Source organism: Pseudomonas brassicacearum subsp. neoaurantiaca (assembly GCF_013608025.1).
In the GTDB taxonomy this organism is placed as follows: Bacteria; Pseudomonadota; Gammaproteobacteria; order Pseudomonadales; family Pseudomonadaceae; genus Aquipseudomonas.
Genome location: NZ_VDLV01000010.1, coordinates 277,976 through 301,898, shown reverse-complemented (window position 1 = coordinate 301,898; position 23,923 = coordinate 277,976). Strand labels below are relative to the sequence as shown.

Below are 23,923 nucleotides of genomic sequence, written 5' to 3'. Positions count from 1 at the left end.
AAAGAGCCTCTCATGCATCACATGACCCTGGCCGAGATCGCCCGCGGACTCGCCGACAAAAAGTTTTCCTCCGAAGAGCTGACCAAGGCCCTGCTGGCGCGCATCGCCCAGCTCGATCCGCAGCTCAACAGCTTCATCAGCCTCACCGAAGAATTGGCCCTGAGCCAGGCCAAGGCCGCCGACGCCCGTCGCGCCAATGGTGAGAGCGGCGCCCTGCTCGGCGCGCCGATTGCCCACAAGGACCTGTTCTGCACGCAGGGCATCCGCACCAGTTGCGGCTCGAAGATGCTCGACAACTTCAAGGCCCCGTACGATGCCACCGTGGTCGCCAAGCTGGCCGCTGCCGGCACCGTGACCCTGGGCAAGACCAACATGGACGAATTCGCCATGGGTTCGGCCAACGAGTCGAGCCACTACGGCGCAGTGAAAAACCCGTGGAACCTGGAACACGTGCCGGGTGGTTCGTCCGGCGGTTCCGCCGCCGCCGTGGCCGCGCGCCTGCTGCCGGCCGCCACCGCCACCGACACTGGTGGCTCGATCCGCCAGCCAGCAGCGTTCACCAACCTCACCGGCCTGAAACCGACCTACGGTCGCGTTTCGCGCTGGGGCATGATCGCCTACGCCTCCAGCCTCGACCAGGGTGGCCCGCTGGCCCGCACCGCCGAAGACTGCGCGATCCTGCTGCAAGGCATGGCCGGCTTCGACCCGAACGACTCCACCAGCATCGATGAACCGGTTCCGGACTACAGCGCCAGCCTCAACGGCTCGCTGCAAGGCCTGCGCATCGGCGTGCCGAAGGAATACTTCAGCGCCGGCCTCGACCCGCGCATCGCCGAGCTGGTCCATAACAGCGTCAAAGAGCTGGAAAAGCTCGGCGCGGTGATCAAGGAAATCAGCCTGCCGAACATGCAGCACGCCATTCCGGCGTACTACGTGATCGCCCCGGCGGAAGCCTCCTCGAACCTGTCGCGCTTCGACGGCGTGCGCTTCGGCTATCGCTGCGAGAACCCGGAAAACCTGGTCGACCTGTACAAGCGCTCCCGTGGCGAAGGCTTTGGCGCCGAAGTGCAGCGCCGGATCATGGTCGGCGCCTACGCGTTGTCCGCCGGCTACTACGATGCTTATTACCTCAAGGCGCAGAAAATCCGTCGCCTGGTGAAGAACGATTTCATGGCCGCGTTCAACGAGGTCGACATCATCCTCGGCCCAACCACGCCGAACCCGGCCTGGAAGCTCGGCGCCAAGAACAGCGACCCGGTTGCCGAGTACCTGGAAGACGTCTACACCATCACCGCCAACCTCGCCGGCTTGCCGGGCCTGTCCATGCCGGCCGGTTTCGTCGATGGCCTGCCGGTGGGCGTGCAACTGCTCGCGCCGTATTTCCAGGAAGGCCGCCTGTTGAATGTTGCCCACCAGTATCAATTGAATACTGGCTGGCACACCCGCACCCCAACCGGCTTCTGAGGAGAAACACATGCAATGGGAAGTCGTGATCGGGCTGGAGATTCATACCCAGCTCACCACCCGATCGAAAATCTTTTCCGGTAGCTCGACCACTTTCGGTTCCGAGCCCAACACCCAGGCCAGCCTGGTGGACCTGGGCATGCCCGGCGTGCTGCCGGTGCTCAACGCCGAAGCGGTGCGCATGGCAGTAATGTTCGGCCTGGCGATCGATGCCGAGATCGGCCAGCACAACGTGTTCGCCCGCAAGAACTACTTCTACCCGGACCTGCCCAAGGGCTACCAGATCAGCCAGATGGAACTGCCGATCGTCGGCAAGGGCCACCTGGACATCGCCCTGGAAGACGGCACCGTCAAGCGCGTCGGCATCACCCGCGCGCACCTGGAAGAAGACGCCGGCAAGAGCCTGCATGAAGAGTTCAACGGTGCCACTGGCATCGACCTGAACCGTGCTGGCACGCCGCTGCTGGAAATCGTCTCCGAGCCGGACATGCGCAGCGCCAAGGAAGCCGTGGCCTACGTCAAGGCGATCCATGCGCTGGTGCGCTACCTGGGCATCTGCGACGGCAACATGGCCGAAGGCTCGCTGCGTTGCGACTGCAACGTGTCGATCCGTCCGAAGGGCCAGGCCGAGTTCGGCACCCGCTGCGAGATCAAGAACGTCAACTCGTTCCGCTTCATCGAGAAGGCGATCAACAGCGAGATCCAGCGCCAGATCGAACTGATCGAGGACGGCGGCAAGGTCATCCAGCAGACCCGCCTGTACGACCCGAACAAGGACGAGACCCGTCCGATGCGCAGCAAGGAAGAAGCCAACGACTACCGTTACTTCCCCGACCCGGACTTGCTGCCGGTGGTCATCGAGAATTCGTTCCTCGATGAAGTACGCGCCACCCTGCCGGAGTTGCCGCCGCAAAAACGCGAGCGTTTCCAGGCGCAGTTCGGGCTGTCGAGCTACGACGCCAACGTCTTGGCCACCAGCCGGGAACAGGCCGATTACTTCGAGAAAGTCGTGAGCATCGGCGGCGACGCCAAGCTGGCGGCCAACTGGGTGATGGTCGAGTTGGGCAGCCTGTTGAACAAGCAGGGCCTGGAGATCGACGAGTCGCCGGTCTCGGCCGAGCAACTGGGCGGCATGCTGTTGCGGATCAAGGACAACACCATTTCCGGCAAGATTGCCAAGATGGTGTTCGAGGCCATGGCTAACGGTGAAGGCAGCGCTGACGAGATCATCGAGAAGCGCGGCTTGAAGCAGGTCACCGACACCGGTGCGATCAGCGCCGTGCTTGATGAAATGCTCGCGGCCAACGCCGAGCAGGTCGAACAGTACCGCGCGGCAGACGAAGCCAAGCGCGGCAAGATGTTCGGCTTCTTCGTCGGCCAGGCCATGAAAGCCTCCAAGGGCAAGGCCAACCCGCAACAGGTCAACGAATTGCTCAAAAGCAAGCTCGAAGGCTGATGGCCATGGAGCCAGTCTTCCGGCCTGGCTCGGTCTCCTGTGGCGAGGGAGCTTGCTCCCGCTGGGCTGCGCAGCAGCCCCCTATGTCTAGCAACAGATTGTTGGGGGCCGCTTCGCGGCACAGCGGGAGCAAGCTCCCTCGCCACAATTATTTTCACAACCACACTGATGTGGGAAATCTCTTGATGAAGCGTCTCCTCGGCGCCTGCGCCCTGCTGTCCCTGCTGGCCGGCTGTGCCAGCCAGAGCGGGACGGTTGATCCACACGGCTACGACCAGACCGGCGTCGCCTCCTATTACGGCTCCAGGCATCATGGCAAGCGCACCGCCAGCGGCGAGCGTTTCGACCAGCACGGCCTGACCGCCGCGCATCGCCAGTTGCCATTCGGCACCCGGGTGAAAATCACTAACCTTGGCAACGACGAGAGCGTCGTGGTCCGCATCAACGATCGCGGCCCGTACACACGCGGTCGCCTGATCGATGTGTCGCGCGCCGCCGCCGAGCAATTGGGCATGTTGCGCACCGGCACTGCGCGGGTGCGCGTGCAAGCCCTCGACGATTGATAGACGGAGCCCAGCCATTTCCCTGATCAACGCCCTACCGCTGCTCAGCCTGCTCGAACTGTTCGGCGCCCTGCTGTTGCTGATCGCCGGCGCCGAACTGCTGGTGCGCGCCGCCGTCGGTCTCGCGGCACGCTTGCTGGTGCGACCACTGATCATCGGCCTTACCGTCGTTGCCTTCGGCAGCAGCGCGCCACAAATGGCCGTCAGCCTGCAGGCGACCCTGGCGCAGAACGCCGATATCGCCGTGGGCAGCGTGATCGGCAGCAGTATCTTCAACATCCTCGTCACTCTGGGGCTTTCGGCGCTGATCATTCCGTTACGCGTCTCGCGCCAACTGGTGCGCCTGGACATCCCGTTGATGATCGGCGCCAGCTTGCTGGTGTCCATTCTGGCCTGGAACGAGGAGTTGACCCGACTCGACGGCGTCCTGCTGTTGATAGCCCTGGCGGTGTACCTGGGCCTGTTGTTGCGCCAGTCACGACACTCCGCACGGCCGCATCCGCTGGGTGGCGAAGTGGCCCATGTGTCCTGGCCCAGAAGCCTGGTGATGATCGCGTCGGGCCTGGCGATGCTGGTATTCGCCGGGCACCTGTTGCTGGGCGCTGCGGTGGAAGTGGCCACGGACCTGGGCTTGTCGGAGCGCATCATCGGCTTGACCATCGTGGCCGTCAGCACATCGCTGCCGGAGCTCGCCACTTCGTTGATCGCCGCCCTGCGGGGCCAACGGGACATCGCGGTGGGCAACGTGATCGGCAGCAACCTGTTCAACTTGCTGGGCGTGCTGGGTGTGACCGCCCTCGCCGCGCCTTCACCGCTCTCGGTCTCGCCCAACGCCCTGGATTTCGACCTGCCGGTGATGCTCGGCGTCGCGGTGCTGTGCCTGCCGGTGTTTTATTCCGGCTACCGCGTCACCCGCGCCGAAGGTTTGCTGTTCCTGGGCTTGTATGCGGTCTATGGGCTGCACGTGGTGTCGTTCACCACCGGTATGCCACTCGCCGGCCAATTGGAGCGGCTGATGCTGTTCTATGTGCTGCCGGCCCTGCTCGCGTTTTTGCTGTTCACCTCGGTGCGCGCCTGGCGCCGCCAACACCACAAGAGGGATTTGCCATGACCGACACTCCGAAGACCGGCCTGGACATGCGTCGCCAGGTGATGGGCGATGCGTTCGTCGACCGCGCCCTGGGCAACGCCACCGAGTTCACCCAGCCGCTGCAGGACTTCGTCAACGAGCACGCCTGGGGCAGCGTCTGGAGTCGCGAAGGCCTGCCGCTGAAGACCCGCAGCCTGATCACCCTCGCCGCCCTCACCGCCCTCAAGTGTCCGCAGGAACTGAAGGGCCACGTGCGCGGCGCGTTGAACAATGGTTGCACCGTGGAAGAGATCCGCGAGGCGTTGCTGCATTGCGCGGTGTACGCGGGCGTGCCGGCGGCGATAGATGCGTTTCGGGCGGCGCAGGAAGTGATCGATAGCTACCAAGCCGAGTGACGGTTAGATCGCTATCGCGAGCAAGCTCGCTCCCACAGGAGATCGCGGTATAACCACAAGCCACTGTGGGAGCGAGCTTGCTCGCGATTGGTCCTCAAGAACGGTGCAAAATCCAGGGCTAGATCCACCCACCCCACTGCAACACAAAGATCCCCAGGTTGGTGGTAATCGCCGCCATCAACGTGGTGATGACGATGATCGCCGCCGCCAGTTCATGGTTGCCATCGGCCGCCCGGGCCATGACGAAGCTGGCGGCGGCGGTGGGGCTGCCGAAGTACAGGAACAGAATCCCCAGCTCCGCCCCGCGAAAGCCCCACAACCACGCGCCCAGCGTGGTCACCAGCGGCAAACCGACCATCTTCACCAGGCTCGAACTCAGGGCCATCTTGCCGCTTTTGCGCAAGGCCGCAAGCGACAGCGTACCGCCGATGCAGATCAGCGCCAGGGGCAAGGTCATTTGCGAGAGGTACTTGGCTGAAGTCTCGAACCAGTTCGGCAGACCGATCTGCCAATAGGCGAACGGCGCGGCGACGATCACGCTGATGATCAGCGGGTTGCTGATCACACTTTTGCAGATGCTCCACGGATCGGACTTGATCACCGGGCTGTAGACCGCCAGCACGATGGTCGACAAGGTGTTGTAGAACAGGATCACCAGCGCCGCGAGAATCGCCCCCAGGGAAATCCCGTAGTCACCGTACATGCTGGCCGCCAACGCCAGGCCGATCACGCCGTTATTGCCGCGAAACGCGCCCTGGGTGTAGATGCCGCGATCCTCCCGCGGGCATCGCCAGATCGCCCAGCCCCAGGCCATCGCGAAACTCACCAGGGTGGCAATCGAGAAATAGATCAGCAGATCGGGTTGCAACGCCGCGTGCAGATCGGCGTGCAGGATGCCAAGAAACAACAGCGCCGGCATGGTGACGTTGAACACCAGGGACGAGGCGATGTGAATGAAGTTGTCGTTGATCCAGTAGATACGCTTGAGCAACGTACCCAGAAACAGCATGGCAAACACCGGCGCGGTGATGTTCAGGGTTTCGAGGAAAATTGCCAGCATGCCGGGGACCTTGAAGAGGGTGTCGTTAGGTGGCTAATGATAAGCCACTCACGGCGTTGGCGTCTGGTCGAGCCTCTTCGCGAGCAGGCTCGCTCCCACATTCATCCTGCGCTGAACACAAAATCCATATTCACCCCACATCCCCCTGTGGGAGCGAGCTTGCTCGCGATAGCGTTGGGTCAGCTGGCATCAATGCTGAATGTACCGCCCCCATCGCGAGCAAGCTCGCTCCCACACTGGATCTCCATCGATCACGCAATCATCAGGTAATCGGCGCCGGGTTGAACAAGGTGATGTCGTTGAACAGCTTGTGCCGTTCGGCCCAGGTCTGTTTCTTGCCGCTGGCCACGTCCAGGTAGTAGTGGAACAGTTCCCAGCCCAACTCTTCGATGGTCGCGCGCCCGGTGGCGATGCGGCCAGCGTCGATGTCGATCAGGTCCGGCCAGCGCTGGGCCAGTTCGGTGCGGGTCGAGACCTTCACCACCGGCGCCATCGCCAGGCCGTACGGCGTGCCCCGGCCCGTGGTGAACACGTGCAGGTTCATCCCCGCCGCCAATTGCAGCGTGCCGCAGACAAAATCGCTGGCCGGCGTGGCACAGAAGATCAGGCCCTTTTGCTTGAACCGCTCGCCCGGGCCAAGCACGCCGTTGATGGCGCTGCTGCCGGACTTGACGATCGAGCCCAGGGACTTCTCGACGATGTTCGACAACCCACCCTTCTTGTTGCCCGGCGTGGTGTTGGCGCTGCGATCGGCTTCGCCCTTGGCCAGGTAACGGTCGTACCAGTCCATTTCACGCACCAGTTCCTGCGCGACTTCCTGGGTTTGCGCCCGGGAAGTCAGCAGGTAGATCGCATCGCGTACTTCGGTGACTTCGGAAAACATCACCGTCGCGCCGGCCCGCAGCAACAAGTCCGAGGCGTAGCCCAGGGCCGGGTTGGCGGTGATGCCGGAAAACGCATCGCTGCCGCCGCACTGCATGCCCAGGATCAGTTCCGAGGCCGGCACGGTTTCGCGGCGACGCTGGTCGAGTTTCTTGAGCCGCGTCTCGGCCAATTCCATGATCTGCTCGATCATTTCCGTGAAACCGTGACTGGAGTCCTGCAGGCGATACAACCATGGCTCGCTGAGGTCCACCGAGCTGTCGCCTTCATGCATCACCTGCCCGGCCTGCAATTTCTCGCAGCCCAGGCTGATCACCAGCGCCTCGCCACCCAGGTTCGGGTTGCGCGCCAGGTTGCGCACGGTGCGGATCGGGATGTAGGCGTCGGTGGCGGTGATCGCCACGCCGCAGCCATAGCTGTGGGTCAGGGCCACCACGTCATCGACGTTCGGGTACTTGGGCAGCAGCTCGTCCTTGATGCGCTTGACCGCATGGTCCAGCACCCCGGTCACGCACTGCACCGTGGTGGTGATGCCCAGGATGTTGCGTGTGCCGACGGTACCGTCGGCGTTGCGATAACCCTCGAAGGTGTAGCCCTCCAGCGGCGCATCGGCCGCCGGCACATCGGTGGACAGCGGCAAGCTGTCCAACGGTGGTGCGGTAGGCATGCGCAACTGGTCTTCCTTGACCCAACTGCCACGGGGGATCGGTTGCAGCGCGTAGCCAATGACCTGGCCGTAGCGAATGACCTCGCCACCCTCGGGAATGTCCACCAGGGTGACTTTGTGGCTCTGCGGGACGAAGTCCACGGTGACCAGGCCGTCCGGGAATTCGGTCCCGGCCGGTACACCCTGGTCGTTGACGACAATCACCACGTTGTCCCGCTCGTGCAGGCGGATGTAACGGGGCGAATCGGCATGTTCAATCAGTTGCATCGATGCCGCTCCTCAGGATTTGGCTTCAGACAGGCTGGAAATATCGGCATCCTTGGCCGTTGGCTCCTTGAGCACGACACGCTTGATCGGGCCCACGATGACCAGGTAGCTGAACACCGCCACCAACGCATTGCAACCGACGAACACCAGGGCCCATTTGAACGAACCGGTGGCGCTGATGATGTAGCCGATGACGATTGGCGTGGTGATCGATGCCAGGTTGCCGAAGGTATTGAACAGGCCGCCGCTCAAGCCGGCGATCTGTTTTGGCGAGGTGTCGGATACCACGGCCCAACCCAATGCGCCCACGCCTTTGCCGAAGAAGGCCAAGGCCATGAAGCCCACCACCATCCATTCGATGTCGACGTAGTTGCACGCCACGATGCTGCTGGACACCAGCAGACCGGCAATAATCGGCGCCTTGCGGGCGAAGGTCAGCGAGTGGCCCTTGCGCAGCAGGTAGTCGGAAATCACTCCGCCAAGCACACCACCAATGAAGCCGCAGATGGCCGGCAAGGACGCGATGAAACCGGCCTTGAGGATGGTCATGCCGCGTTCCTGCACCAAGTACACCGGGAACCAGGTCAGGAAGAAGTAAGTGATGCCGTTGATGCAGTATTGGCCCAGGTACACGCCGAGCATCATGCGGTTGGTCAGCAGTTGGCGAATGTAGTCCCACTTCGGACCATCGGTTTTCTTGCCTTTGCCTTTGTCCTGGTCCATGTCGACCATCGCGCCGTTCGAAGCGATGTGATTGAACTCGGCCTCGTTGATCATTGGGTGCTGGCGCGGGCTGTGAATGATCTTCAGCCAGATCAGCGAGAAGATGATGCCGATCACGCCCATCACGATGAACACGTGCTGCCAGCCAAAGCGGTAGACGATCCAACCCATCAGCGGTGCGAACAACACGGTGGCGAAATATTGCGCCGAGTTGAAGATCGCCGAGGCGGTGCCGCGTTCCGCGGTGGGGAACCAGGCGGCGACGATGCGGGCGTTGCCAGGGAAAGAAGGCGCTTCGGCCAACCCTACCAAAAAGCGCAGCATGAACAACGCGACCACGGCGGTCGACAGGCCAAATTCACCGACATAGCCTTGCAGCACGGTGAACAACGACCAGGTGAAGATGCTCAAGGCATAGATTTTTTTCGAGCCAAAACGGTCGAGCAGCCAGCCGCCGGGAATCTGCCCGGCCACGTAGGCCCAACCGAAAGCGGAGAAGATATAACCGAGGGTAACGGCGTCAATGCCGAGGTCTTTCTGCAGGCTGGAGCCGGCGATGGCGATAGTTGCGCGGTCGGCATAGTTGATCGTCGTCACCAAAAACAGCATGAGCAGGATCAAATAGCGGACGCGGGTCGGCTTGGTTTCTTGCATGTCATCTACTTCCACTATTTATTTTTATACGGGAATTCAATTTGTACGGTCGGCGCCGATGCGCGGCGCCGACCGGTGTTGCGTGTTACGAGCCGATATAGGAGGTTTTCACCACGGTGTAGAACTCTTGCGCGTAGCGACCCTGCTCACGCGAACCGTAGGACGAACCTTTGCGCCCGCCGAACGGCACGTGGTAATCCACGCCGGCGGTTGGCAGGTTGACCATCACCATGCCCGCTTGGGAATGGCGCTTGAAGTGGTTGGCGTACTTCAACGACGTGGTGGCGATACCGGCCGACAGACCGAATTCGGTGTCGTTGGCCATCGCCAGCGCCGCCTCGTAGTCAGCCACGCGCACAACGTTGGCCACCGGGCCGAAGATCTCTTCGCGACTGATGCGCATCGAGGCTTCGCTGTCGGCGAACAGCGTCGGCGCCAGGAAGTAACCTTCAGTATCGCAAGTCACCACGCCGCCACCGCTGACCAGCCGCGCACCTTCGCTCTGGCCGATGTCGATGTACTTCAAGTCCTGGTTGAGCTGGGCTTCGGACACGACCGGGCCAATGTCAGTACCGGCCTTCAACGCATGACCGACCTTGATCGACTGCATACGCTCGGCCATGGCCGCGACGAATTTGTCATGGATGCCGGCGGTGACGATCAGGCGACTGGAAGCCGTGCAACGCTGGCCGGTCGAGTAGAACGCGCTCTGCACCGCCAGTTCGACGGCCTGCTTGAGGTCGGCGTCGTCGAGGATGATCTGCGGGTTCTTGCCGCCCATTTCCAACTGGACCTTGGCCTGGCGCGACACACAGTTGACTGCGATCTGCCGACCCACGCCCACGGAACCCGTGAAGCTGATGCCGTCGACTTTCGGGCTGTTGACCAGGACTTCGCCAACCACGCGGCCGCTGCCCATCACCAGGTTGAACGCACCGGCCGGGAAACCGGCTCGGGAAATGATCTCGGCCAGGGCCCAGGCGCAGCCCGGCACCAGCTCGGCGGGCTTGATCACCACGCAGTTGCCGTAGGCCAGGGCCGGGGCGATTTTCCACGCGGGAATGGCGATCGGGAAGTTCCACGGAGTGATCAGGCCAACCACACCGAGGGCTTCGCGGGTCACTTCGACGTTGACGCCCGGACGCACCGACGGCACGTAGTCGCCCGACAGACGCAGGCATTCACCGGCGAAGAATTTGAAAATGTTGCCGGCGCGGGTCACTTCGCCGATGGCTTCGGGCAGGGTCTTGCCCTCTTCCCGAGCCAGCAGTTGGCCGAGTTCTTCGCGGCGGGCGAGAATCTCGGTGCCGACTTTGTCCAGCGCATCGTGACGCGCCTGGATGCCCGAGGTCGACCAGGCCGGGAACGCGGCGCGGGCGGCTTCGATGGCGGCGTTGACTTGCGCTGCGTCAGCCTTGGCGTATTCACCGATGACATCGGACAAGTCAGACGGGTTGATGTTGGTGCAATAGTCGGCACCGGCCACCCACTGACCGTTGATGTAGTTATCGAAACGCTTTGCATCTGCCACGGAGCTTCTCCTCTCACAAAAGCTGTCTAGGAACGCAGGGCGTCCCTGGCTGCGTCCCCACGCGCGGGAACGATCGAGCCTTACGCAAAAAGCCGCTGATTGCTCAGCGGCCTTGTCGGGTCTGTTACTGCTTGCCTTGCTTGTCGATCAGCGCGGCCAGGGCTTCGTATTCTTCTGGCAGCAGATCGGTCAGCGGCGTGCGCACAGGACCTGCGTCATAGCCAACGATCTTCGCGCCGGCCTTGACAATGCTCACTGCGTAACCGGCCTTGCGGTTGCGGATGTCCAGGTATGGCAGGAAGAAGTCGTCGATGATCTTGCCAACGGTCTCGTGATCGTCGCGGGCAATGGCGTGGTAGAAGTCCATCGCGGTTTTCGGGATGAAGTTGAACACCGCCGAGGAGTAGACCGGCACGCCCAGGGCCTTGTAGGCCGCGGCGTAGACTTCAGCGGTCGGCAGGCCGCCCAGGTAGCTGAAACGATCGCCGAGGCGACGACGGATCGACACCATCAGTTCGATATCGCCCAGGCCGTCCTTGTAGCCGATCAGGTTCGGGCAGCGCTCGGCCAGTTGCTCCAGCTGAGTGGCGTTCAGGCGGCAGACGTTGCGGTTGTACACCACCACGCCGATTTTCACCGATTTGCACACGGCTTCAACGTGGGCGGCAACGCCGTCCTGGCTGGCTTCGGTCAGGTAGTGCGGCAGCAGCAACAGGCCCTTGGCGCCCAGGCGCTCGGCTTCCTGAGCGTATTCGATGGCTTGGCGGGTCGCACCACCGACACCGGCGAGGATTGGCACGCTGGTGGCGCAGGTATCGACGGCAGTCTTGATGACTTGGGAATACTCGCTGGCGGCCAGGGAGAAGAATTCACCGGTGCCGCCCGCTGCGAACAATGCAGAGGCGCCATACGGGGCCAGCCACTCGAGACGCTTGATGTAGCTGTCGCGATTGAAATCGCCATTGGCAGTGAAATCGGTGACCGGGAACGACAGCAGGCCAGACGAGAGGATGGACTTCAGTTCTTGTGGATTCATTATTCGAACACCCTGGACGCAAATGTTGTGTTGTAGGAAACGGTTCAGCTTCATGTGAAGTTGTAGGTCATCGTACAACTTAAAATGTGAACGTCAACTGCATTTCGTCTTTTGTCGCGTACAGGATCTAGGGGGTTTAACGGCAAGCCTTGTAAATCGGGCTTTTTGGACGGGTTGGGTGACGAATGAAACTTGCCGAGAGAGCTTCGGGAAGAAGTTATAAGCGCTGCCCGTAGGCATCGTCAGGACAAGAAGAGCATAACCTTGGCATGGCCGCGCACTGCCAAGCCGTAGAAACAGACGTTTAGATAGAACCGAACTCCGCGCTTTCGTGGCGAGGGAGCTTGCTCCCGCTCGGTTGCGCAGCAACCGCAAAAAACTCGGGCCGCTTCGCCCGAGGCGCCGGATCGGGCCAGCGGGAGCAGGCTCCCTGGCCACAAAAGAACGCCTTCACCCCAAACTCAGCGAAACGCTTTCAACCTTGCGCCTGCGCCTCTTCATGCGCCTGGCGCAGCCGCTCACGACTGTTGGTCAAGTGCAACCGCATGGCCGCCCGAGCCGCATCCGAATCCTGGCGGGCGATGGCTTCGTAGATTTCCTCGTGCTCGCGGCTCAGGCGATCCATGTAGTGCTGATGGTCGTCATGGGCCAGGCGCGCCGAGTTCAGCCGGGTGCGCGGGATGATGCTGGTGCCCAAGTGGGTCATGATGTCGGTGAAATAGCGGTTGCCGGTGGACAGGGCGATTTCCAGGTGGAAGGCGAAGTCCGAGGCCACCGCGTCGCTGGCGTGGGCCGCGCTTTCATTCAACGCATCGAGCGCAGCGCGCATGGTTGCCAACTGTTCGTCCGTACGGCGCTGCGCGGCAAGGCCAGCTGACTCGACTTCCAGACTGATGCGCAATTCCAGGATCGCCAGCACATCGCGCAAGGTGACCACTGTCGCCGGGTCGATGCGAAAGCCGCTCGGGCTGGGCGTGTCCAGCACGAAAGTGCCGATGCCGTGGCGGGTTTCCACTTGACCTGCGGCCTGCAAACGGGAAATCGCCTCGCGCACCACGGTGCGGCTGACGCCATGGGCTTCCATGATCGCCGACTCGGTGGGCAATTTATCGCCACGCTTGAGCAGGCCGTCGCGAATTTGCTCGGTCAGCACCGTCACCAGCTCCTGCGCGAGGCTGCGGCGCTTGCGGGGAAGGCGTGGGACGTTGATCGGGTTTTCCATGGTGTTTCTCTATTTTGGCAAGCGGCTAAGTGTGCATCATAGCGCAAGGTGGTTGTACGATCACTCTTGGTGCATTGGGTGGGTCTGACGCGAAAATTGAGTCGCCGTCTTCGCGAGCAGGCTCGCTCCTACATTGGATCGGCTTTCCCCACCGGCATCCGGTTCACCCCAGGCCCTTGTGGGAGCGAGCTTGCTCGCGATGGCGGCGGGTCAGACACTTCCCTATCAACTGACACACCGCCATCGCGAGCAAGCTCGCTCCCACAGGTTTTGAGCGTTTATGCGGTCACCGCCTGCTCCACCAGTTGGCCATTTTCGATACGCACATGTCGCGGATGGAAACGTTTCAAGCTGCTTCGGTGGCCGACGCTGACAATACTCAGGCCCGGCAACTGGTCGATCAAGGCCTGGTACAGCGTCGCCTCGTCTTCTTCATCCATCGCCGAGGTGGCTTCGTCCATGTACAACCATTGCGGCGCGTAAAGCAATGCGCGGGCAAAGGCCAGGCGTTGCTGCTCGCCGGGCGAGAGCATGCGCTGCCAGTGGTTGCTTTCGTCCAACCGCGAAACCAGGTGCGGCAGGCGACAGGTTTCAAGCACCTGTGCATAACGTTCGTTGGGGTAGACGTCGCCGGCTTGTGGATAACTCAATACCTCGCGCAGGCTGCCAATCGGCAAGTAGGGCTTTTGCGGCAGGAACAGATAACGCGCCGACGGCAGGCGAATGCTGCCATGCCCAGCAGGCCACAGATGCCCCATCGCCCGCAGCAACGTGGACTTGCCGCTGCCGGAACGACCGCTGAGCATCACCCGCTCGCCGGGTTCGACATCCAGTTCGGCGTGGGTCAGCAAATGGCGACCGTCGCTCAGGTCCAACCCGAGGTTGCTGACTTTCAGCCCGCTACCCTGGTTCTGCACATCGATAGCCGGCACGCGGTCCTCGTTGTCGCTCATGGCCTGGCGGAAACTCAACAAGCGGTCACAGGTGGCGCGCCACGCGGCGAGGTCGGCATAGGCGCTGATGAACCAACTGAAGTTCTCCTGCACATTGCCGAACGCCGAGTTGATCTGCATGAGCTCGCCCAGTTGGATCTTGCCGGCGAAATAACGCGGGGCGGCGACGATGAACGGGAAGATAATCGCGATCTGGCCGTAGCCGGAAGTGAAGAACGTCAGGCGCTTGGACACCCGCATGATGTCCCAGAAATTGTGCCAGACCAGGCCGAAACGACCGCTCAAGCGACGATTCTCATTGGGCTCGCCGCCATACAACGCAATGCTCTCGGCGTTCTCGCGCACACGCACCATGGAGAAACGCAGGTCGGCTTCGAAGCGCTGCTGGTTGTTGTTCAGGCCGATCAGGCGACGGCCGATCAGGTGCGTCAGCCAGCTGCCCACTGCTGCATACACCAGCGCACACCAGAACATGTAGCCGGGAATGGTGTAGCCGAACACCTCGATGCTGCCCGACACGCCCCACAAGATAATCGAGAACGACACCAGGCTGACCACGGTGCGCAGCAACCCCAAGCCGAGGCTCAAGGTGTTGGTGGTGAAACTGTTGAGGTCTTCGGAAATCCGCTGGTCCGGGTTATCGGTGTAGCCGCCCTGCTCCAGCCGGTAGTAATTCTTGTCACCAAGCCAACGGGCAAAATGCTGCTCGGTAAGCCAGGCCCGCCAGCGAATGGTGAGCATCTGCGTGAGGTACAAACGATAGACGGCGCCGAGGATCGCCACCGCGGCGATGCCGCAGAAGTACAGGATCAAATGCCAGAACGCCTCGCTGTTCTTCTCTTGCAGGGCGTTGTAGAAATCCTTGTACCAACTGTTGATCCACACCGAAATCGCCACGCTGAACAACGACAGCGCGATGACAGCGATCAACAGCGTCCAGGCCTTGCCCTTCTCCTCACTGCGCCAGTATGGCGTGGTCATTTGCCAGACACGGCGGAAAAACTGGCCGCGCACTGCGTCATTGACCGCGGAATATTCAGCGTTCTGATTCATGGTTAAGGCTCGATAAAGGAAAGAACGAGTGTCATGTTTCGCAACACATTAGGGCCGATCATAAAGCAACGGCCCGATGTGTCGCGAGGGTGGACAGCATTCGTTCAGCGCAGGTTCAGCGACGCACCGGACGCTTCTGCAATTTGCGCTGCAAGGTCCGCCGGTGCATGCCCAAGGCGCGGGCCGTGGCGGAGATGTTGCCTTCGTGCTCGGTCAACACGCGCTGGATGTGCTCCCACTGCAAACGGTCCACCGACATCGGGTTTTCCGGCACAAGGGTGTCGAGGTCGGCGTGCTCGGACAACAGCGCCGCGAGTACATCATCGGCATCCGCCGGTTTGCACAGGTAGTTGCAGGCACCGCGCTTGATGGCTTCGACCGCCGTGGCGATGCTGGAATAACCGGTGAGGATCACCACGCGCATCTCCGGGTCCAGCTCCAGCAGCTTGGGCAGCAGCACCAGGCCGGAGTCGCCGTCCATCTTCAGATCGAGGGCGGCGTAGTCCGGCAGGTCGGCCTGGGCGATGGTCAGGCCTTCTTCGGCAGAACCGGCGGTGCTGACGCGAAAACCGCGACGGGACATGGCGCGCGCCATGACGCGGGTGAAGGTGGCGTCGTCATCCACCAGCAGCAGGTGCGGCAGTTCTTCGCCGTCGACTTGGATCTCGTCACTCATATTCGTCTCCTCGGTCGGCATGGGGCAGGCGCAGCTCGGTGAGCGTGCCGCCTTCCTCATGGGGGTAGAGTTTCACCGAGCCGCCAGCGCGTGTCACGCTGGCCTTGCTCAAAAACAGGCCCAGGCCGAAGCCCTTGCCCTTGGTGGTGAAAAACGGTTTGCCGATCTGCTCGGCAATCGCCAGCGGCACACCGGCGCCGTGGTCGCGAATGCAGATCGTCAGTTCATAGGCGTCCCAATCCAGCACCACTTCCAAACCTTCAGGGCAGGCGTCTGCGGCATTGTTCAGCAGGTTCAGCAACGCCTGGGTCAGGTCCGGCGGCGGGGCCATGCGCGGCACCGTGCCCTTGCCCAGGCACTGGAAACGATAACTGGCCTCCGGGCGCATCAGGTGCCAGCGGTTCAAGGCATCGTCGAGCCAGAACGTGACCGCCTGCATGTCGATGTCCAGTCGGCGGTTGGCCTCCGCGGCGCGCACCAGGTATTGCAGGGTTTCCTTGCAGAGCTTGACCTGGTCCTGCAGCACGCTGAGGTCTTCCTGCAACGCCGGGTCTTTATGATCCTGGCGCATTTCCTTGAGCAACACACTCATGGTCGCCAACGGCGTGCCCAGTTCATGGGCGGCGCCGGCGGCCTGGGTTGCCACGGCCAGCAGTTGCTCGTCCCGCAGACCTTCTTCGCGGCGAATCGCCCGCAGCTCTTCCTGGCGACGCAACTCCTCGGCCATGCGCGCGGCAAAAAACGTAATGACTGCCGCGGCCAGGGCGAAGCTCAGCCACATGCCATAGATCTGCAGGTTTTCCCGGGCGATGGGAAAGGTCTCCAGCGGATAGAAGCGCGCCAGCAACAAGGTGTACAGCGCCAGGGCGATGCCGGACAGGATCAGCGAAAACCGCCACGGCAACGTCACGGCAGCGATGGTCAGCGGCACCAGGTAATAAGAGACGAAGGGGTTGGTGGAGCCGCCAGAGAAATACAGCAGCGCGCTGTGGATAAACAGGTCGCAGGCCAGTTGCACGGCGTATTCGAGCTCGGTCACCGGCCAGGATGTACGCAGGCGAATCGCCGTCAACGCGCAGAGCACGCTGGAGAAAACCAGGGTGATTGCCAATTGCAGCCAGGGCAGCGGCAGCAGGTCGAACCAATAGGCGAGCCCCACCGAGCCGGCCTGGGCCGCGAGGACCAGAATGCGGATAAACGTCAGGCGCCAGAGGTTCTGGCGAGAAGCGGAAGTCATTTGCAAAGGGGCGAGCATGAGCTCTCCTGATGAGCGCTCCAGGCGGATCGCACGGAGTATAACCAACGCACGGCGGGCAGAGGCAGATATGCGGCAAAGCGCCACAGCCCTGAAATGGCACACCAACCATTGTGGCGAGGGGATTTATCCCCGCTGGGGCGCGAAGCGGCCCCCAAATTTCACCGGTGAACATCTTAGGGCCTGCTGCGCAGTCCAGCGGGGATAAATCCCCTCGCCACAAAAGCGCCACTGGGTCGCAATCTGTATAGAAGTTGTAACTGTGCGAACCGCACCATAAACGCTAGAGTCTTATCGTTCACGCAGGCCCGGAACCTACCCCTGCGCATCATCCCAAGGAGCTTTCATGCACACGTTCAGTCGCCCCGCCGCCCTGCTCGCCCTCAGCCTCGGCACCGTCGCCAGCCTGCCGGCCCTGGCCGCCGACGAGCTTCATTACAACCAGATCTCCCTGCGCGCCGAAGCCAGCCAGGAAGTGGCCCGCGACCTGATGATCGTCACCCTCTACACCGAGGAACAGAACGCCGACCCGGCCAAACTCGCCGCGGCCGTCAGCACCACGCTGAACAAAGCCATCGGCCAGGCCAAACAGGTCAAGGGCATCAACCTGAGCCAGGGCAGCCGCAACAGCTACCCGATCTACGACAACAAAGGCGGGAAAATCACCGGCTGGCGCGAACGCGCCGAACTGCGCCTGGAAAGCGCCGACTTCGCCGCCCTGTCCAAACTCACTGGCGAGTTGCTCACCGACATGAAAATGGCCGGCATGGACTTCGCCATCGCCACCGCCACTCGCCAGACCAGCGAAGACGCCCTGCTCAAGGACGCCGTCAACGCCTTCAAGGCCCGCGCCCAACTCGCCACCGAGGCCTTGGGCGGCAAGGGTTACAAAATCGTCAATCTGAATTTCAATACCAACGGCTACCCACAACCGTACATGCGCCCGCAGATGATGATGAAGGCGGCGTCGATGGATGCGGAGTCGGTAACGCCGGAAGTTGAAGCGGGCACCAGCAAAGTGACGATGACCGCGGATGGGGTTGTTGAGGTGTTGATGCAATGATGATCAGCGGTGGCTCAGCCAGTCTCACTGACTGAACCACCGCCGCCGAGCGACAAACTCCCGTGGCGAGGGAGCTTGCTCCCGCTGGGCTGCGCAGCAGACCCAAACTAGACACCTCGGTGTATCAGATGGATGCAGTCGCTGCTATTGGGGCCGCTTCGCGCCCCAGCGGGAGCAAGCTCCCTCGCCACAGGGGGATCACGGTGCCGGGCTGACCGGCGCTTCGAGCTGATCCAACGCCTTGTCCACCAGCAACTGGCACAACTCCACCAACTGATGAATCCCCAGCGCCACGCTGCGCCGCGTGCCCTCCACGTCGAACGCCAGGTCCTCGGCCATGGTTTTGATCGAGGCCAGGGTTTCGGAGGTGCTGGTCAGCAGCGTATCGGTGTCTGCTTTGGCGGTGACGGAGAACAGGCTGTCGATGCGTGGATCGGTACTGGTTTTTTGGGGCTTCGGGGGCTTTGGGTTGAGGTAATGATCGAGGGCTCGATCGGCGGCGGCTCGGTCTTTTAGCAGGTCTTCGATGGCGTCGAGTTCTGCTAGAGGGTTTGTTCTGTTGAAGGGCGGGTCGGGGACAGACTTATCCATATGTAATGCTCCTGCTTAAAAAGTTGGAGCCATCCCTGTGTCGTTTCCACGCGACAATAGGTGGCAGCGGTACGCGGGGTGGAAATACCGGTTAGCAGGACCCGGCCAGACCGAAGTCCGCCCACGCACAGCCGCCAGGACGCAGTTTGCAGACGAAACGAGACGTCGGCAACACGATGTTCAGCTATGCCCTACTAAATTCAGGTTTCCACACCCGATCGCTGATTTGGCAGCGATGTTCAGAGGTTAGAGAGCCCACTTCCGAGCGGCAACCCTAAAAAGCTGTGGGATGTTTCGTTTCGGGGCCGGTGATCCTTCCGACGCTAATGAACGACTCATTCCCTCTTCCTGCTGATGCAAATCCCGTGGCGAGGGAGCTTGCTCCCGCTGGGCTGCGCAGCAGTCCTTTTCAGAATTGTGTGTATATCCGTTTTTTTGGTGATGGCTGCTAATGGTTCCGCTCTTACAGCGGGTCACTTTTGGAAAGAGCGCCAAAAGTAACCAAAAACGCTCTGCCCCACCACTCGGTGCCTCGCCTAGGCTCGGCATGCCTGAACGCAGGCCTTGCTCCGTGGGCCCGCCGCGATGGGCCATCCATGGCCCTGCGCGGCTATCCCGGCATCCATGCCGGGATGCCCACTGCGCAAGACCTGCGTTCAGCCATCGTGGTTAACGGGGCGCCCGAGATCAACGCCCTCACCGAGGCGGCCTTATAGCCGACCTGGCTCTTGGTCAGACCGCGTTTCTGCTGTGGGAGCGGGCTTGCTCGCGAAGGCGGTGGTTCAGTCACATGGATGTTGAGCTTACTGGCCTCATCGCGAGCAAGCTCGCTCCCACAATGAGATTGGAGTATGACCGCAAGAGACAGGTCGGCTGTTAGGCCGCCTTCGCGAGCAGGCTCGCTCCCACAATGGGATTGGAGTACGACCGCAAGAGGCAGGTCGGCTGTCAGGCCGCCTTCGCGAGCAGGCTCGCTCCCACAATGGGATTGGAATACGACCGCAAGAGGCAGGTCGGCTGTTAGGCCGCCTCGCGGTGGACGTTGATCTCGGGCGCCCCGTTAACCACGATGGCCGAACGCAGGCATTGTGGAGTGGGCATTCCGGCATGGATGCCGGGATAGCCGCGCAGGGCCATGGATGGCCCATCGCGGCGGGCCCACGGAGCAATGCCGGAGTGAGGGCATGCCGAGCCTAAGCGAGGCACCGAGTGGTGGGGCAAAAGCGCTTTGGTTACTTTCGCGCTTTTCGAAAGTGACTCGCTGTAAGAGCGAAACCCTAAGTGGCCGTTACCGCAGGAATGGATATGTACTCGATTAACAAGACCAGCTGTCAGGCCTCCTTCGCGAGCAAGCTCGCTCCCACAAGGGGATTGGAGTAGGACCGGAAGAGACAGGCCGGCTCTCAGGCCGCCTCGTCCAAAAGGCTATACCCAAACCCAACAGTCCCCCTCACATTTCGATATTTCCAACACCCCCACCCGCAACGCTACTCTCCTGAAAACCTCACCACCCCCAAGGGATTTCATGGACAGAACCACCTTCAAACCCCTCCTGCTCGCTCTCGCCCTGGTCAGCGCAGCGCCAATGGCCCAAGCCGCCACCACCCTGGTCTACTGCTCCGAAGCCAGCCCCGCCGGCTTCGACCCCAGCCAATACACCAGCGGTACCGACTTCGACGCCTCGGCCGAAACCATCTTCAACCGCCTCACCCAATTCAAGCGCGGCGGCACCGAAGTCGAACCCGGATTAGCCACAAGCTGGGACGTATCCCCTGATGGCTTGGCCTACACCTTCCACCTGCGCGACGGCGTGAAATTCCACACCACCGATTACTTCACCCCGACTCGCGACTTCAACGCCGACGACGTGCTGTTCACCTTTCAACGCCTGCTCGACCCGCAACATCCGTTCCGCCAGGCCTACCCCACCGAATCGCCGTACTTCACCGACATGGGCCTGAACACCACGATCAAGAGCGTAGAGAAGGTCGACGAGCACACCGTGCGCTTCAGCCTGAACAACGTCGATGCAGCCTTCGTGCAGAATCTGGCGATGAGTTTTGCCTCGGTGCAATCCGCCGAATACGCCGCGCAGCTGTTGAAGGAAGGCAAGGCCGGCGACCTCAACCAGAAGCCCGTCGGCACCGGGCCGTTCGTGTTCAAGCGCTATCAGAAGGATTCGCAGATCCGCTACGCCGCCAACACCGCGTATTGGAAACCCGAGGACGTGAAGCTCGATAACCTGATCTTTTCCATCACCCCGGACGCCGCCGTGCGCCTGCAAAAGCTCAAGCGCGGCGAATGCCAGGTCAGCGGTTATCCGCGCCCGGCCGACATCGAAGTGATGGAACAAGACCCGAACCTGCGGGTGCTCAAGCAGCCCGGTTTCAATCTGGGCTTTCTCGCCTACAACGTGACGCACCCACCGCTGGACCAGCTCAAGGTCCGCCAGGCGCTGGACATGGCCATCGATAAACCAGCGATCATCAAGGCCGTGTACCAAGGCGCTGGCCAACTGGCGCAAAACGCCTTGCCACCGGCCCAGTGGTCGTTCGACCCGGCGATCCAGGACGCGCCCCATGACGTGACCAAGGCCAAGGCGCTCCTCAAGGAAGCCGGGGTTGCGCCCGGTACAACCATCGATTTGTGGGCGATGACGGTGCAGCGCGCCTCCAACCCCAACGCGCGGATGTCGGCGCAAATGATCCAGCAGGATTGGGCCAAGATCGGCATCAAGGCCAACATCGTCAGCTACGAATGGGGCGAGTACATCAAGCGCGCCAAGAACGGCGAGCATGACGCAATGATCTACGGCTGGACCGGCGACAACGGTGATCCGGACAACTGGCTCGGCGTGCTCTATAGCTGCGCGGCGGTCAAGGGCAGCAACTACGCCAAGTGGTGCGACCCGGCCTACGACCGGTTGGTCCAGCAAGCCAAGGTCGCGACCGACCGGCAAAAACGGATCGACCTGTACCAGCAGGCGCAGAAAATCCTCAAGCAGCAAGTGCCCATCACGCCCATTGCCAACTCAACGGTGTTCCAGCCGATACGCAAGGAAGTGGTGGATTTCAAACTCAGCCCATTTGGCCTTACACCCTTCTACGGCGTGGGTTTGAACAAGTAAAACCCGCCCCATGGCGGTGCGTCGCGGCCTCGCGCCGCACCGCCAGGGAGCGCGTTTCGCCCCAAAAAAGCCTGCGCAAACGGTCAAATGCGTCAGAAGTTACAGAGATGCGACATTAAGGTACGTTCGTGCCACTGTTTCAGACTTGTAACCGCTCTGGATCTTGCATTGGGTATGGGGCCTGCATAAGTATCCGCAGGACGACTCACGAGGTCGCCCTCAAATCCAAAAATGACAACAAATCATGAGGCCAACATGCTTAAACACGCGGTCATTCCGTTTTTAGTCGGCGCAGGCTTGTTAGCCAGCGCTCCTTTCGCTTCCGCCGCGACTAACCTGGTGTTCTGCTCCGAAGGCAGCCCGGCCGGTTTCGACCCTGGTCAGTACACCACCGGAACCGACTTCGACGCCTCTGCAGAAACCATGTTCAACCGCCTGACCCAGTTTGAGCGCGGCGGCACCGCCGTGATTCCTGGCCTGGCCACCAAGTGGGACATTTCCGAAGACGGCCTCACCTATACCTTCCATCTGCGTGAAGGCGTCAAGTTCCACACCACCCCGTATTTCAAGCCGACTCGTGAATTCAATGCCGACGACGTGCTGTTCACGTTCAACCGCATGATCAACAAGGACGACCCTTTCCGTAAGGCGTACCCGACCGAATTCCCGTACTTCACCGACATGGGGATGGACACCAACATCACCAAGATCGATAAAGTCGACGACCACACCGTCAAGTTCACCCTCAAGGATGTAGACGCCGCGTTCATCCAGAACATGGCCATGAGCTTCGCCTCGATCCAGTCCGCCGAATACGGCGCCCAACTGCTCAAGGAAGGCAAGGCCCCGGACATCAACCAGAAGCCGGTCGGCACTGGCCCGTTCGTGTTCAAGAGCTACCAGAAAGACTCGAACATCCGCTACACCGGGAACAAGGACTACTGGAAGCCTGACGATGTGAAGATCGACAACCTGATCTTCGCCATCACCACCGACCCGTCGGTGCGCATGCAGAAGCTCAAGAAAAACGAGTGCCAGATCACCCTCTTCCCACGCCCGGCCGACCTCAAGGCCCTGAAGGAAGATAAAACCCTGAAGATGCCTGACCAGGCGGGTTTCAACCTGGGCTACATCGCCTACAACGTGATGGACAAGATCAAGGGCAGCAACGAGCCTAACGTGCTGGCCAACCTGAAGGTCCGCCAGGCGCTGGACATGGCGGTCAACAAGCCGCAGATCATCGACTCGGTCTACCAGGGCGCCGGCCAGTTGGCGGTCAACGCCATGCCGCCGACCCAGTGGTCCTACGACACCACCATCAAGGACGCCAAGTACGATCCTGAGAAAGCCAAGGAGCTGCTCAAGGAAGCCGGCGTCAAGGAAGGCACCAACATCACCCTGTGGGCGATGCCGGTGCAACGTCCGTACAACCCGAACGCCAAGCTGATGGCCGAGATGCTGCAGTCCGATTGGAAGAAAATCGGCCTGAACGTCAACATCGTCAGCTACGAATGGGGCGAGTACATCAAGCGTTCCAAGGGCGGCGAGAACCAGGCCATGATCATTGGCTGGAGCGGTGACAACGGTGACCCGGACAACTGGCTCAACGTGCTGTTCGGCTGCGACTCGCTGGCCGGCAACAACTTCTCCAAATGGTGTGACAAGAAGTTCGACGGCCTCGTGAAAGAAGCCAAGCGCACCACCGACCAGGGCAAGCGCACCGAACTGTACAAACAGGCACAACACGTCCTCAAGGATGCTGTGCCAATGACACCTATCGCTCACTCGACGGTGTATCAACCCATGCGCGCCAACGTGCAGGACTTCAAGATCAGCCCCTTTGGCTTGAACTCCTTCTATGGCGTCAGCGTCAGCAAGTAAGGTGACCTGTGGCGTGGGAGCTTGCTCCCGCTGGGGTGCGTAGCACCCCCTTTTTGAGCGCGATGGCGGTCTACCCGCGACGCCATCGCGATCAGGACTCGCTCCCACACCACACCGTCAACCTGTCTGCCGAGACCAAGACCTAGGAAATTGCCTACATCCAAAAGCACTGCGTACCACAGCAGTTGGTTTAGGACGTGTCGACTTTTCCCACAAGTCTTTCAGGCGCTTACGCATTTACCGCCTGGCCCACGACCCATAACGTCGAGGCCGCCGGTTTGCTGGCCCTGTGGCATCGCTGTTTACGCAATGGA

The 23,923-nt window shown here is 61.5% G+C and carries 18 protein-coding genes; 8 read left to right on the top strand and 10 right to left on the bottom strand.

Annotated features, from left to right (window positions below; all coding sequences use genetic code 11):
• Window positions 1–12: 12 nt before the first annotated feature.
• The 5 genes from gatA (at window position 13) to FHK92_RS07995 (ending at window position 4,968) form a co-directional block, all read left to right on the top strand.
• Window positions 13–1,464 carry an Asp-tRNA(Asn)/Glu-tRNA(Gln) amidotransferase subunit GatA gene (gatA, locus tag FHK92_RS08015; RefSeq protein ID WP_181287588.1) on the top strand — a complete coding sequence of 484 codons (1,452 nt, stop codon included), beginning with the start codon at window positions 13–15 and terminating at the stop codon, window positions 1,462–1,464.
• 10 nt (window positions 1,465–1,474) lie between these two features.
• Window positions 1,475–2,920, top strand: a complete 1,446-nt coding sequence (gene gatB / locus FHK92_RS08010) for an Asp-tRNA(Asn)/Glu-tRNA(Gln) amidotransferase subunit GatB (protein WP_181287587.1) — start codon at window positions 1,475–1,477, stop codon at window positions 2,918–2,920.
• Window positions 2,921–3,105: 185 nt separating this feature from the next.
• Complete coding sequence (locus FHK92_RS08005) at window positions 3,106–3,483, top strand: septal ring lytic transglycosylase RlpA family protein (RefSeq protein ID WP_181287586.1); 378 nt, start codon at window positions 3,106–3,108, stop codon at window positions 3,481–3,483.
• Between the two features lie 49 nt (window positions 3,484–3,532).
• A complete protein-coding gene (locus FHK92_RS08000; protein WP_181287704.1) occupies window positions 3,533–4,594 on the top strand; it encodes a calcium/sodium antiporter in 1,062 nt (353 codons plus the stop codon).
• On the top strand, window positions 4,591–4,968 hold the full coding sequence (locus tag FHK92_RS07995; protein ID WP_181287585.1) for a carboxymuconolactone decarboxylase family protein: 378 nt from the start codon (window positions 4,591–4,593) through the stop codon (window positions 4,966–4,968). The genes FHK92_RS08000 and FHK92_RS07995 overlap by 4 nt, the downstream gene beginning before the upstream one ends.
• 118 nt (window positions 4,969–5,086) lie before the next feature.
• On the opposite strand, the gene FHK92_RS07990 is transcribed toward FHK92_RS07995, so the two are convergent.
• From FHK92_RS07990 to FHK92_RS07950, 9 genes are all read right to left on the bottom strand, one after another.
• The gene (locus FHK92_RS07990) at window positions 5,087–6,028 is read right to left on the bottom strand and encodes an AEC family transporter (RefSeq protein ID WP_181287584.1); all 942 of its coding nucleotides are present in this window, start codon (window positions 6,026–6,028) and stop codon (window positions 5,087–5,089) included.
• 262 nt (window positions 6,029–6,290) lie between these two features.
• The gene (garD, locus tag FHK92_RS07985) at window positions 6,291–7,844 is read right to left on the bottom strand and encodes a galactarate dehydratase (RefSeq protein WP_030139835.1); all 1,554 of its coding nucleotides are present in this window, start codon (window positions 7,842–7,844) and stop codon (window positions 6,291–6,293) included.
• Between the two features lie 12 nt (window positions 7,845–7,856).
• Window positions 7,857–9,221, bottom strand: coding sequence for an MFS transporter (locus tag FHK92_RS07980; RefSeq protein WP_181287583.1), 1,365 nt, complete (start codon window positions 9,219–9,221; stop codon window positions 7,857–7,859).
• Window positions 9,222–9,306: 85 nt separating this feature from the next.
• Entirely contained in the window at window positions 9,307–10,752 is a 1,446-nt protein-coding gene (locus tag FHK92_RS07975; protein ID WP_181287582.1) for an aldehyde dehydrogenase family protein, read from the bottom strand.
• A 124-nt stretch (window positions 10,753–10,876) separates the two neighbouring features.
• Window positions 10,877–11,788 carry a 5-dehydro-4-deoxyglucarate dehydratase gene (gene kdgD, locus FHK92_RS07970; RefSeq protein ID WP_030139832.1) on the bottom strand — a complete coding sequence of 304 codons (912 nt, stop codon included), beginning with the start codon at window positions 11,786–11,788 and terminating at the stop codon, window positions 10,877–10,879.
• A 475-nt stretch (window positions 11,789–12,263) separates the two neighbouring features.
• Window positions 12,264–13,010 carry a FadR/GntR family transcriptional regulator gene (locus FHK92_RS07965; protein ID WP_181287581.1) on the bottom strand — a complete coding sequence of 249 codons (747 nt, stop codon included), beginning with the start codon at window positions 13,008–13,010 and terminating at the stop codon, window positions 12,264–12,266.
• 278 nt (window positions 13,011–13,288) lie between these two features.
• The gene (locus FHK92_RS07960) at window positions 13,289–15,016 is read right to left on the bottom strand and encodes an ABC transporter ATP-binding protein/permease (RefSeq protein ID WP_181287580.1); all 1,728 of its coding nucleotides are present in this window, start codon (window positions 15,014–15,016) and stop codon (window positions 13,289–13,291) included.
• A gap of 115 nt (window positions 15,017–15,131) precedes the next feature.
• A complete protein-coding gene (locus tag FHK92_RS07955) occupies window positions 15,132–15,692 on the bottom strand; it encodes a response regulator transcription factor (RefSeq protein WP_003177957.1) in 561 nt (186 codons plus the stop codon).
• Window positions 15,685–16,947 carry an ATP-binding protein gene (locus FHK92_RS07950; RefSeq protein WP_030139829.1) on the bottom strand — a complete coding sequence of 421 codons (1,263 nt, stop codon included), beginning with the start codon at window positions 16,945–16,947 and terminating at the stop codon, window positions 15,685–15,687. Before FHK92_RS07950 ends, FHK92_RS07955 begins: the two co-directional genes overlap by 8 nt.
• A gap of 346 nt (window positions 16,948–17,293) precedes the next feature.
• Between FHK92_RS07950 and FHK92_RS07945 the strand changes: the two genes are divergently transcribed.
• Entirely contained in the window at window positions 17,294–18,010 is a 717-nt protein-coding gene (locus FHK92_RS07945; RefSeq protein ID WP_181287579.1) for an SIMPL domain-containing protein, read from the top strand.
• A 198-nt stretch (window positions 18,011–18,208) separates the two neighbouring features.
• Here the strand turns inward: FHK92_RS07945 and FHK92_RS07940 are convergent, their stop codons facing one another.
• On the bottom strand, window positions 18,209–18,601 hold the full coding sequence (locus FHK92_RS07940; protein WP_219915982.1) for a DUF6124 family protein: 393 nt from the start codon (window positions 18,599–18,601) through the stop codon (window positions 18,209–18,211).
• Between the two features lie 1,525 nt (window positions 18,602–20,126).
• Here FHK92_RS07940 and FHK92_RS07935 point away from each other — a divergent pair.
• Together FHK92_RS07935 and FHK92_RS07930 are read left to right on the top strand one after the other, a co-directional pair.
• A complete protein-coding gene (locus FHK92_RS07935; RefSeq protein ID WP_181287578.1) occupies window positions 20,127–21,728 on the top strand; it encodes an ABC transporter substrate-binding protein in 1,602 nt (533 codons plus the stop codon).
• Between the two features lie 255 nt (window positions 21,729–21,983).
• Window positions 21,984–23,609, top strand: coding sequence for an ABC transporter substrate-binding protein (locus tag FHK92_RS07930; RefSeq protein ID WP_181287577.1), 1,626 nt, complete (start codon window positions 21,984–21,986; stop codon window positions 23,607–23,609).
• The last annotated feature ends 314 nt before the right edge of the window (window positions 23,610–23,923 follow it).

What these genes read in the sequence shown, in the direction of transcription:
- gatA (WP_181287588.1), top strand. Translation starts at nt 13, where the DNA reads ATGCATCACATGACCCTGGCCGAGATCGCCCGCGGACTCGCCGACAAA.
- gatB (WP_181287587.1), top strand. Translation starts at nt 1,475, where the DNA reads ATGCAATGGGAAGTCGTGATCGGGCTGGAGATTCATACCCAGCTCACC.
- FHK92_RS08005 (WP_181287586.1), top strand. Translation starts at nt 3,106, where the DNA reads ATGAAGCGTCTCCTCGGCGCCTGCGCCCTGCTGTCCCTGCTGGCCGGC.
- FHK92_RS07995 (WP_181287585.1), top strand. Translation starts at nt 4,591, where the DNA reads ATGACCGACACTCCGAAGACCGGCCTGGACATGCGTCGCCAGGTGATG.
- FHK92_RS07990 (WP_181287584.1), bottom strand. Translation starts at nt 6,028, where the DNA reads ATGCTGGCAATTTTCCTCGAAACCCTGAACATCACCGCGCCGGTGTTT.
- garD (WP_030139835.1), bottom strand. Translation starts at nt 7,844, where the DNA reads ATGCAACTGATTGAACATGCCGATTCGCCCCGTTACATCCGCCTGCAC.
- FHK92_RS07980 (WP_181287583.1), bottom strand. Translation starts at nt 9,221, where the DNA reads ATGCAAGAAACCAAGCCGACCCGCGTCCGCTATTTGATCCTGCTCATG.
- kdgD (WP_030139832.1), bottom strand. Translation starts at nt 11,788, where the DNA reads ATGAATCCACAAGAACTGAAGTCCATCCTCTCGTCTGGCCTGCTGTCG.
- FHK92_RS07965 (WP_181287581.1), bottom strand. Translation starts at nt 13,010, where the DNA reads ATGGAAAACCCGATCAACGTCCCACGCCTTCCCCGCAAGCGCCGCAGC.
- FHK92_RS07960 (WP_181287580.1), bottom strand. Translation starts at nt 15,016, where the DNA reads ATGAATCAGAACGCTGAATATTCCGCGGTCAATGACGCAGTGCGCGGC.
- FHK92_RS07955 (WP_003177957.1), bottom strand. Translation starts at nt 15,692, where the DNA reads ATGAGTGACGAGATCCAAGTCGACGGCGAAGAACTGCCGCACCTGCTG.
- FHK92_RS07950 (WP_030139829.1), bottom strand. Translation starts at nt 16,947, where the DNA reads ATGCTCGCCCCTTTGCAAATGACTTCCGCTTCTCGCCAGAACCTCTGG.
- FHK92_RS07945 (WP_181287579.1), top strand. Translation starts at nt 17,294, where the DNA reads ATGCACACGTTCAGTCGCCCCGCCGCCCTGCTCGCCCTCAGCCTCGGC.
- FHK92_RS07940 (WP_219915982.1), bottom strand. Translation starts at nt 18,601, where the DNA reads ATGGATAAGTCTGTCCCCGACCCGCCCTTCAACAGAACAAACCCTCTA.
- FHK92_RS07935 (WP_181287578.1), top strand. Translation starts at nt 20,127, where the DNA reads ATGGACAGAACCACCTTCAAACCCCTCCTGCTCGCTCTCGCCCTGGTC.
- FHK92_RS07930 (WP_181287577.1), top strand. Translation starts at nt 21,984, where the DNA reads ATGCTTAAACACGCGGTCATTCCGTTTTTAGTCGGCGCAGGCTTGTTA.